Origin of the sequence: Marinicauda salina, assembly GCF_003122085.1 — a bacterium.
GTDB classification, from domain to species: Bacteria; Pseudomonadota; Alphaproteobacteria; order Caulobacterales; family Maricaulaceae; genus Maricicauda_A; species Maricicauda_A salina.
This window is the reverse complement of the sequence record NZ_QEXV01000001.1, coordinates 748,070-757,148: the sequence shown is the minus strand read 5'-3', so window position 1 is coordinate 757,148 and position 9,079 is coordinate 748,070. Positions and strand designations below refer to the sequence as shown.

Here is a 9,079-nt window from a genome sequence, read left to right as displayed (position 1 = left end):
GTCTAGACTGGCCGGCCCGTCCCCCTTCCACGACGCCAGAGGATCCGCCATGGCCGACACCAGCCCCGCCGCCGCTCCCCAGACCGACCAGTCCGACGCCGTGGGCGGGGTCGCCCGCGACCAGATCAAGAGCTTCGTGGCGCGCATCGAGCGGCTGGAGGAGGAGAAGGCGGGCATCGCCGCCGACATCAAGGAAGTCTACGCCGAGGCCAAGGCGATGGGCTTCGACACCAAGGTCCTGCGCAAGGTGATCTCGCTGAGAAAGCAGGACCGCCAGGAGCGCCAGGAGCAGGAAGCCCTGCTTGAGCTGTATCTCGGCGCCCTGGGAGAAGACTGACGGCGGGGGCGATGGCGCGCGAGGTCGACGACCGCAAGAAACGCCGCGCGCTCAACCGCCTGCGCCGGGCCAAGGGCGCCGCCGAGAAGGCGATCGCCGAAAGCGACGACCCCGAAGCCGCCGAGGAGGCGCGCCGGCTCCTGTCCGACTGGGAGGCGGAGTTTCTCGATTCGGTCGAGGACCGGCTCGAGGAGTACGGCTCGGCCTTCGCCGATCCCGAGAAGGGCGATCTCGACGAGCCGCTCTCGCGGCTCCAGCTCATGAAGCTCAAGGAGATCGAGAAGAAGGCGAAGGGCAAGGGAGCCCAGCCGAAGCGCTCGAGCTTCAAGTCCCGCGGCTCCGGCTTCAAACGCAAGACGCCGCCGAAATCCCGCGCCCGGGACATCAACGAGGATGTCGAGGACGCCGACGCGCCGGAAGCCGCCGAGCCGACGCCCGAACCCGATGAGAAACCTGTCGGAGAGCGCCCCGTCTTCCGCGTGATCAGGGGCGGCAAGGACGAGGGCTGAGGCTCAGGCCGCCGAGGACTTGCGCGCGTACATCGCCGCGTCGGCCTTGGCCATGGCGGTCTCCACGCCAAGCCCGCTCTCGAGCGGCTGGACGCCCCACGCCGCGCCCACGCGCAGTTCCCGGTCGCCCTGCATGATCGGCGTCGACTCGATCGCGCGGGCGAGTTCGGCCGCCTTGCGCTCGGCCGCCTCGGTCGGCGTCAGGGTGAGCACCACGCCGAACTCGTCGCCGCCCAGCCGGCCGACGGCGTCGGTCTCGCGGACATGGGCCACCAGCAGGTCGGCAACGCCCTTGAGCACGGCGTCGCCGGCGGCGTGGCCGTGGGCGTCGTTGATCTGCTTGAAGCCGTTGAGATCGAGATAGACCAGCGCCGAGGGCGCCTCGTGGCGCTCGGCCAGCGCCAGCGCCTTGGAGACCTCGCGCAGGAAGGCGCGGCGATTGAGCACGGGCAGCATGGCGTCGCGATCGGCCAGCGCCTCGAGATCGCGCACCTTGGCGCGCAGCGCGTCGGTCTCCTTCCGCAGCGCGTCGACCTCGCCCATCAGGCTGAGCAGGGCGCGCTGGACGTTCACGGTGAGCTCGCTTTCCGGCACGCCCATGATGGACGCCGTGTCGCGCGCAGCCCCGGCGGACGCGGACTCGGCGGCGCCGGCGGCGCCGGCGGAGTCTTCGGTCTTGCGATCGGCGCGTCCCGCCGGCGCGGCGCCGGAGACGGGATCGCTGGAGCGAATGCGCATGGCGCGCCCTCTTGTCTCCCCAGAGGCCCGCAGACTCGCCCGGCGCGGTTAAGAAAGGGTCAAGCCTAACAAGGCGTTTCCGCCCGTCTTGACGCGGTCCGGCGCACGACTACCCTGCCGCGCTTCCTTTCGCTGAGAGCGCGAACGCCATGAGCGAGACTGACGCCCAAGCCGCCCCGGTCGCCATCGTGATGGGATCGCGGTCGGACTGGCCGACCATGAAGGCCGCCGCCGAGGCGCTCGACGCGCTCGGCGTGGATTACGACGCGCGCGTCGTCTCCGCCCACCGCACGCCCGACCGGATGAGCGAGTTCGCGAAGACCGCCAGGGCGCGCGGGGTGAAGGTGATCATCGCCGGCGCCGGCGGCGCGGCCCACCTGCCGGGCATGATCGCGGCGATGACGCCCCTGCCCGTGCTCGGCGTGCCGGTCGAGTCGAAGGCGCTCAAGGGCCTCGACAGCCTGCTCTCCATCGTGCAGATGCCCGGCGGCGTGCCCGTCGGCTCGCTCGCCATCGGCCAGGCCGGCGCGAAGAACGCCGGCCTGCTGGCGGCCTCGATCGTGGGGCTCGCCGACGACGCCGTGATGGCGCGCGTCGAGGCCTGGCGCGCCGAACAGACCGCCGCCGTGCCGGACACCGTCGAGGACTGAACCCGTGAGCGACTATCTCGAGCCCGGAGCGCGCGTCGGGATCCTGGGCGGCGGGCAGCTCGGCCGCATGCTGGCCATGGCCGCCGCGCGGCTCGGTCTCGACGCGGTGATCTTCGCCCCCGAGCACGACAGCCCCGCCTCCCGCGTCGCCGCGGAGACAATCGTCGCCGAGTATGACGATCTCGACGCCGTTGCGCGCTTCGCCGGCAGCGTCTCGGCGGTGACCTACGAGTTCGAGAACGTGCCGGTCGCGACCGCCGAGGCCGCCGCCGCCGAGGCGCCCGTGCGCCCCGGCCCGAAGGCGCTCGAGGTCGCCCAGGACCGGCTCGTGGAGAAGACCTTCCTCAACGATCACGCTGCGCCGACGGTCGCGTTCGAGAACGCCGAATCCGCCGCCGAGGCGCGCGCCGCCTTCGAGACGCTGGGCGGGCCGGCGATCCTCAAGACCCGCCGCTTCGGCTATGACGGCAAGGGTCAGGCGGTGGTCCGCTCCGCCGAGGAGGCCGGGGCGGCCTTCGACGAGATCGGCGGCCATCCCGCCATCCTGGAAGCCTTCGCCGATTTCCGCCGCGAGATCTCGATCGTCGCCGCGCGCGACGTCGAGGGTCATGTCGCCGCCTACCCGGTCAGCGAGAACCTGCACGGCGAAGGGATCCTGCGCGAGTGCGCCGCCCCGGCGCGCGCCGACGCCGCCGTCGTCGCCGAGGCCGAGCGCATCGCGGCGACGCTGCTGGAAGCGCTGGACTATGTGGGCGTCATCGCCGTCGAGCTGTTCGAGCTCGACGACGGAAAGCTGCTGGTCAACGAGATCGCGCCGCGGGTGCACAACACCGGCCACTGGACCATGGACGCCTGCGCGTGCAGCCAGTTCGAGCAGCATATCCGCGCCGTCGCCGGCTGGGGGCTGGGCGATCCCGCGCCGCATTCGGCCGCGCGCATGATCAACCTCATCGGCGACGAGGCGAACGCGTGGAAGCGCTGGCTCGCCCACGACGACGCCGTGCTGCACCTCTACGGCAAGCGCGGCGTCCGCCCCGGCCGCAAGATGGGCCATGTGAATATTCTGAGCCGATTGCCGTAGCCGCCCCGCCCTTCTCGGCCCTTGGACTTGATCCAAGGGCCCATGGCCAAGGCCTTCGATTGCTGACGACTGGGCCCTTGGATCAAGTCCAAGGGCCGAGACGGTGATGCGCCGGAACCCCTAAACCCGTCGCCCCGGCCCGTATCTCAGCCGCGCGGCGAGGCCGGCGAGATCGGGCAGGCCTGACGTCGCCTTGCGCCAGCCCGCCTTGGCCTTCTCGAACTGCATGACGTTGTCGATGCGCCGGTCGAGGAAGGTGCGCGTCTTCGGCTTCTCGGGATCGGACTCCTCGAGCCAGATCGCCAGCGTCGAGGCGTAGACGCCCGAAAGAATGGCGCGCTTGGAGTAGAAATTCCCGTCCGTCGACGTATCCCCGATCGCCCGCCAGATCATATCGGCGGTCGCCCAGAGCAGGCGCGCGCCCCGATCGGCGGCGTCGGGCAGCATGAGCCGGGCGCGGGCGCGCGCGGCGGCCTCCTCCTCGCCGGCCATCTGGTCGAGCCGGATCATCACCGCGTTCGCGACCTTGTCGCGGATGCGGTTGGGCGGCGGGGCGGCGGCGATCGCGGCCTCCGCGCCGGCGTCGGCGCGCCGCGACCAGGTCTCCAGGATGTCCAGCACGCCGCCCGGGCAGTAGAGCTCGACCTCGCCTTCGCTCAGCCCGGCGGCCTCGGCGGCGCGGGCGAGCGTCGCCTCGCTCCAGCCGTCGAAGGCGGCTTCGGGCAGCGCCGCGGCGAGCAGGGCGTCGCGAGCGGCGTCGGCGCGGGGGTGGTCGTGAAATTCGCTCATGGCTTCCTACATAGTCCTCGAAAGCCGGCGCGTCACGCGGGCGCGCCTTCCGCGCCTGCTATGGACAGCGCGCGGGGGCTCTGCTAAAGCCCGCGCCTCATTGAAGCGATCCGGCGCGGACGCGAAGGACGAATGCAGCTCTTCGCGCCCGTCGTGTGTTATTCTGACGAGCGCGGTCCCGAACCGCACCGAAGACAAGGGAGAGAGAGCCATCGTCCAGATCGTCGTGCGCGATAACAACGTCGAGCAAGCGCTCAAGGCGTTGAAAAAGAAGATGCAGCGGGAGGGCACCTTCCGCGAGATGAAGCGCCGGAACCACTACGAGAAGCCCTCCGAAAAGCGTGCGCGACAGAAGGCCGAGGCGATCCGCCGGGCCCGTAAGCTGGCCCGCAAGCGCGCCCAGCGCGAAGGTCTGATCCCGAAGAAGGGACGCGGCGGCCGCCGCTAGACCGTCCGCGCCGAAAGGCGTCGCTTCACGGAATTCGAACGCCGCGCCCGACCGGGCGCGGCGTTTTCGCTTGTGGGAACTCAGCCCTGCTTCTTGAAGGAAAAGAAGCGCTTGACCGATTCCGCGTCGGCCATGTTCAGCGCGCCGCGGCGGAAGATCGCCGACGAGCCCCACAGCGTCGCGGCCATGGTCGCGACCATCAGCCCGATCGCGCCGGCTACTTCCCAGAGCGGCGGCTCCGAGGGCAGCCGCGCCATCATGATGAAGGGGGTCCATAGCGGGAACCAGGACGCGGCCTGGACGATGGCCGAATCCATCGCCTCGATGGCGAAGACCAGGATCAGCAGCGGCGCCATCAGCACCAGGATGATCGGGGTCATCAGCGTCTGGGCGTCCTGCATCGACTCGCACAGCGAGCCGAGCGCGAGGAAGATCGAGCCGAACATCAGATACCCGACGACAAAGAAGAACGCCGCCGCGAGGATCAGGCCGGGGTCGAACAGGCCGGTGATAAGTTTGACGATCTCGGGATCGACCGCGGCCAGCGCCGCCCCGCCGATCACGGAGACGACCCCGCCGACCGCGCCCCACACCGCGAACAGGGTGAAGGAGACGGCCGCCACGCCGGCGAGCTTGCCGATCAGGATCTCGTGGAAGCGCGCCGAGGAGAGCAGCAGCTCGATCACCTTGCCGCCCTTCTCCTCGATCAGGCTGGTCAGCAGCATGTTCGCCACCGAGAAGATCGTGCTCCACAGCAGGAAGGCGAGCACCAGCGACAGGATGAAGGGTGCGCGGTCGGCCAGCGTCACCTCGGAGTCGACGCCGGCCGCCGCGCTCGGGTCGAGTACGCGCAGGGACGGCTCGATCCCGCTCACCGAGGCGATGTCGGCGTCGCTGAGCCCGCGCGCGCGCAGCGCCTCGCGGCGCAGGTGCGCGCCGAGCGCGTCGCGCAGATCGCTGCGCAGGCTCGAGTCGGTGACATTGGTCGAATAGTAGACGAGCTCCATCGGGGCGGACTCGCCGTTCTCGCGGATGAAGGCCGCCGCGAACAGCGGTCTGGGCCCCTCGGGCGTGTCGATCAGGCGCTCTCCGGTGAGCCAGGGCCGCAGGCTCTCGGCGTCCGACGCCGGCGCTTCGACCCGGACCCGCCGGCCCAGCCCGGCGGCGAATTCCGAGGCGCTTTCCTCGATCCCGATCGCGGCGAGCGCGTCGTCGAGCCCCCCGAGCCCGTCCGGATCGGCGTCGAAGGCGGCCAGCGCCTCGCGCGCCGTGTCGGGATCGCCGCGCAGGCGGGCGGCGGCCTCGACCGCGGCGCGGGCGGCCTGACGGCGCTCGGCCTCGACATTGGCCTGGATGATGTCGTCGAGCCCGCCGCCGGTCTCGTCGATGACCGTGTAGTAGCGCGTCGGCTGGGCGGATTCGATCAGGTAGGGAATGAAGGCGCCGAGCGTCATGAAGATCGGCACCGACAGCAGCGACAGCCAGAACCCCCACGTCGCCACGTAGGACAGGTATTCCCGGCGGGCGATGAGGTAAATCGCACGCATCGCTCAGGCCTCCTCGGGTTCGACGGCCGCGGGATCGGCGACGAGCTGGACGAAGGCGTCGTGAAGATGCGGCCGGCGCGGCTCGAAGCGCGCCAGCCGCACCCCGGCGTCGACGCAGGCCTTGAGCACCTGCTGGGCGTCCGCGCCGGCGTCGAGCTCGATGCGCCAGGTCTCGGCGCCCTCGGCGTCCGGTCCCATGTCCTCGACCTCGCCGAACCCGCCGAGCAGCTCGGGAATGTCGTGATCGGACGTCACGCCGAGCGTGACCTGGCGGGGCACGGCGGCGAGCGCCTCGTCGACCCGGCCGTCGAACACCTTCTCGCCGCGCGCCATCAGCACGATGCGGTCGCACAGCCGCTCGGCGTGCTCCATGACGTGGGTCGAGAACAGGACGGTCCGGCCGGCGGCGGCCTGCTCGCGGATCATCGCCTCGAGGACGGCCTGGTTGACCGGGTCGAGGCCGGAGAACGGCTCGTCGAGAATGATGAATTCGGGCTCGTGGGCGATCGACGCGATGATCTGGACCTTCTGCGCCATACCCTTGGACAGCGATTTCATCTTCAGCTGCGCGGCCTCGGCGAGCCCGAAGCGTTCCAGGTAGGCGCGCGCGCGGCGGCGCGCCTCGCCCGCCGACAGACCCTTGAGCCGGGCGAAGAAGGCGATCACCGCCTCGGCGGTCATCTTGCGATAGACGCCGCGTTCCTCGGGCAGGAAGCCGACGCGGTCGAGGCTGCGCCGGTCGGGCGGACGGCCGAACAGGCGCGCCGTTCCCGAGTCGGGCCCGATGATCCCCAGCGCCATGCGCAGCGTGGTCGTCTTGCCCGCGCCGTTGGGGCCCAGGAATCCCGTGATCTCGCCGCGGCGCGCCTGGAAGGTGACGTCCCTGACGGCCTGCTTGCGGCCGAACGTCTTGGAGATCCGCTCGACCTCGAGCGCGAATTCGCTCATCCGGGGCCCCGATCACGGCTGCCGAAGGGTTGCGTTCTCTCTAGGCGGTCGTCGCATGGCGTTCCAGCTACAAACCACCCTTGAGTGATTTATTTTGATTCGACGGAGGGACCCGTCATGCCGCGACAGCCGTTTCCAATTGATTTCTCGACGCTCGAGCCCGACCGGCGGCCGCGGCGCTGGCTGGTCCTGCCCGAGGGCTTCGACGCGGCCGCCGCGCCCGATCAGGTCAGCCCCGTCTTCGACGCCGCCCCGGCCGCCGCGCTGGAGACGTTCATCGCCGCGGGGCTCGCGCAGCCGCGGGTGAAGCTTCTGCGACAAGAGGGCGGCCAGGCCGAACTCGTCCAGCGCAGCCTCGTCTTCCGCTTTCCCGACCATGTCACGGTCGAGGCCTTCGCCGCGGATTCGGGCCGCTCGGCGCTCGCCGTGTACTCGCGCGCCGTCGTCGGTCGCTATGATTTCCGGGTCAACGAGAAGCGGGTGAAGGCCTGGCTCGCGGAGACGGCGCGGCGCCTCGACGGGTCTCAGCCCGTCGGCAGCGCGAAATAGAGCAGGTCCAGCGCCGGCGGCTCGGCGACGCCCAGCTGGCGGAGGATGTGCGTCGCCTGGCCGCGATGATGGGTCTGGTGGTTGAACAGGTGGGCCAGGATGACCTGCAGCGGCAGGGCGTGGGTCTCGCCCCGCGTATTGCCGTACTCGATGACGCGCTCGAAATCCGGCTCGTCGAGCCCCGAGACGAAATCGATGATGCGGCGGTCTTCGGCCTCCCGCGCCTCGCGCAGCTCGGGGAACTGCTCGAACACCGTCTCGTCCAGGCGTTTCGGCGCAGGCCCGTCCCCCGTGATCCGGCGCAGCCAGATCCGGTCGGCGACGAGCAGATGATTGAGCGTGCCGTGAAGGCTGCGGAAATAGGCCTTCACGTCGCGCTTGCGCTCGAAGTCGCTCAGCGCCGTCGAGGCGTCGTAGAGCCGCGCGTTCGCCCAGGCGTTATACTGCGCGAACCGCATGAAATGATCGTGCACGGGTGTCCCTTCGCTCTTCCGGCCGTGTTAGGTCTCTTAACCCATGGCGTTTGACGAACCAACGGTCCGGGCGCGGCTGGAAGCGCTGCGCGCCGAACTCGAGAAACTGTCCGAATCCGCCGCCGAGGACCGCAAGCCGGTCGCGCTCGACCAGCAGTCCGTGGGGCGCCTGTCGCGCCAGGACAGCCTGCAGGTCCAGGCTATGGCCAAGGCCGCCGACGATCGACGCGCCCAGGAGCTGCGCCGCATCGAGGCGGCGCTCTCGCGCCTGGACGAGGGCGAGTACGGCTATTGCGTGGAATGCGGCGAACAAATTTCCGAGAAGCGTCTCGAGATCGATCCCGCCGCGCCGCGCTGCGCCGATTGCGCCGGCGGGTGAGATCGCGTCACCGCCGGCTGGCCGATCCGGCGTAGTTGTACGCTGCGATCTTCGGCGATTTCGGCAGATAGTCGGCCTCCATCCGGTCGATCGCGAAGCCGGCGTCCTCGATGAGCTGGTCGGGCTTGCGCGTGAGATGGCAGCCGCCCGCGATCGGCTTCCAGATCGGCTCGATGCGCCGCTGCCACTTCGCCACGCCGGGGTCCGGCGCCGCGCCGTGCTCGGAGAAGAGCAGCCGGCCGCCGGGCTTGAGCACGCGGCGCATGCCCTCGAGCGCGGCGGCGACGTCGGGGATGGTGCAGGCGGTGTAGGTCAGCACGACCGTATCGACGCTCTCGTCGTCCAGCGGAATCGCCTCGCCGGGCAGGTCGAGCCACTCGATCTCGAGCGGGCTCGCCGCGACCGCCTTGGCCGCCTTGCGGCGCATGCCCTTCGACGGCTCCAGCGCGAACAGGCGCTCGACGCGGACCGGATCGTAGAAGCCGAGATTGGTCCCCGAGCCGAAGCCGACCTCCAGGACGCGGCCCTCCGCGGCGGGCACGACCTGGCTGCGCTTCTTCATGATCTGGGGCTGGGAGCAGGCGAAGCCGATGAGATGCGGCAGGACGTGATCGTCGTAGAAGGACATGCG

At 70.3% G+C, this 9,079-nt stretch carries 13 protein-coding genes; 7 read left to right on the top strand and 6 right to left on the bottom strand.

All coding sequences use genetic code 11. From position 1 onward, the window contains the following. Positions 1-49: 49 nt before the first annotated feature. Both DDZ18_RS03430 and DDZ18_RS03425 read left to right on the top strand, forming a co-directional pair. Positions 50-337, top strand: coding sequence for a DUF2312 domain-containing protein (locus tag DDZ18_RS03430; RefSeq protein WP_109251934.1), 288 nt, complete (start codon positions 50-52; stop codon positions 335-337). A gap of 11 nt (positions 338-348) precedes the next feature. Next, a complete protein-coding gene (locus DDZ18_RS03425) occupies positions 349-846 on the top strand; it encodes a hypothetical protein (protein WP_199241121.1) in 498 nt (165 codons plus the stop codon). Between the two features lie 3 nt (positions 847-849). On the opposite strand, the gene DDZ18_RS14200 is transcribed toward DDZ18_RS03425, so the two are convergent. Further along, the gene (locus DDZ18_RS14200; RefSeq protein ID WP_199241120.1) at positions 850-1,584 is read right to left on the bottom strand and encodes a GGDEF domain-containing protein; all 735 of its coding nucleotides are present in this window, start codon (positions 1,582-1,584) and stop codon (positions 850-852) included. A gap of 149 nt (positions 1,585-1,733) precedes the next feature. Here DDZ18_RS14200 and purE point away from each other — a divergent pair, with 149 nt between their 5' ends. Further along, positions 1,734-2,234 carry a 5-(carboxyamino)imidazole ribonucleotide mutase gene (gene purE, locus DDZ18_RS03415; protein ID WP_109251933.1) on the top strand — a complete coding sequence of 167 codons (501 nt, stop codon included), beginning with the start codon at positions 1,734-1,736 and terminating at the stop codon, positions 2,232-2,234. Positions 2,235-2,238: 4 nt separating this feature from the next. Then, positions 2,239-3,315: a 5-(carboxyamino)imidazole ribonucleotide synthase gene (locus DDZ18_RS03410; protein WP_109251932.1), complete on the top strand. Its 1,077-nt coding sequence runs from the start codon at positions 2,239-2,241 to the stop codon at positions 3,313-3,315. A gap of 120 nt (positions 3,316-3,435) precedes the next feature. Here the strand turns inward: DDZ18_RS03410 and DDZ18_RS03405 are convergent, their stop codons facing one another. Further along, positions 3,436-4,104, bottom strand: a complete 669-nt coding sequence (locus DDZ18_RS03405) for a COQ9 family protein (protein ID WP_109251931.1) — start codon at positions 4,102-4,104, stop codon at positions 3,436-3,438. Positions 4,105-4,267: 163 nt separating this feature from the next. Here DDZ18_RS03405 and rpsU point away from each other — a divergent pair, with 163 nt between their 5' ends. Then, positions 4,268-4,552 (top strand): 30S ribosomal protein S21, encoded by a 285-nt coding sequence (gene rpsU, locus DDZ18_RS03400; RefSeq protein WP_109252222.1) that lies wholly within the window; start codon positions 4,268-4,270, stop codon positions 4,550-4,552. Positions 4,553-4,632: 80 nt separating this feature from the next. Here rpsU and DDZ18_RS03395 read toward each other — a convergent pair whose 3' ends face one another. Beyond that, complete coding sequence (locus tag DDZ18_RS03395) at positions 4,633-6,099, bottom strand: ABC transporter permease (RefSeq protein WP_109251930.1); 1,467 nt, start codon at positions 6,097-6,099, stop codon at positions 4,633-4,635. 3 nt (positions 6,100-6,102) lie between these two features. Then, positions 6,103-7,047, bottom strand: coding sequence for an ABC transporter ATP-binding protein (locus DDZ18_RS03390; RefSeq protein ID WP_109251929.1), 945 nt, complete (start codon positions 7,045-7,047; stop codon positions 6,103-6,105). 117 nt (positions 7,048-7,164) lie between these two features. Here DDZ18_RS03390 and DDZ18_RS03385 point away from each other — a divergent pair, with 117 nt between their 5' ends. Further along, positions 7,165-7,596, top strand: a complete 432-nt coding sequence (locus DDZ18_RS03385; RefSeq protein WP_109251928.1) for a DUF1499 domain-containing protein — start codon at positions 7,165-7,167, stop codon at positions 7,594-7,596. Here the strand turns inward: DDZ18_RS03385 and DDZ18_RS03380 are convergent. Then, entirely contained in the window at positions 7,572-8,054 is a 483-nt protein-coding gene (locus tag DDZ18_RS03380) for a DinB family protein (RefSeq protein WP_109252221.1), read from the bottom strand. The genes DDZ18_RS03385 and DDZ18_RS03380 overlap by 25 nt on opposite strands. A gap of 58 nt (positions 8,055-8,112) precedes the next feature. Between DDZ18_RS03380 and DDZ18_RS03375 the strand changes: the two genes are divergently transcribed. Next, positions 8,113-8,448 carry a TraR/DksA family transcriptional regulator gene (locus DDZ18_RS03375; RefSeq protein WP_109251927.1) on the top strand — a complete coding sequence of 112 codons (336 nt, stop codon included), beginning with the start codon at positions 8,113-8,115 and terminating at the stop codon, positions 8,446-8,448. Between the two features lie 7 nt (positions 8,449-8,455). Here the strand turns inward: DDZ18_RS03375 and DDZ18_RS03370 are convergent, their stop codons facing one another. Next, positions 8,456-9,076, bottom strand: coding sequence for a class I SAM-dependent methyltransferase (locus tag DDZ18_RS03370; protein WP_109251926.1), 621 nt, complete (start codon positions 9,074-9,076; stop codon positions 8,456-8,458). Positions 9,077-9,079: the final 3 nt, after the last annotated feature.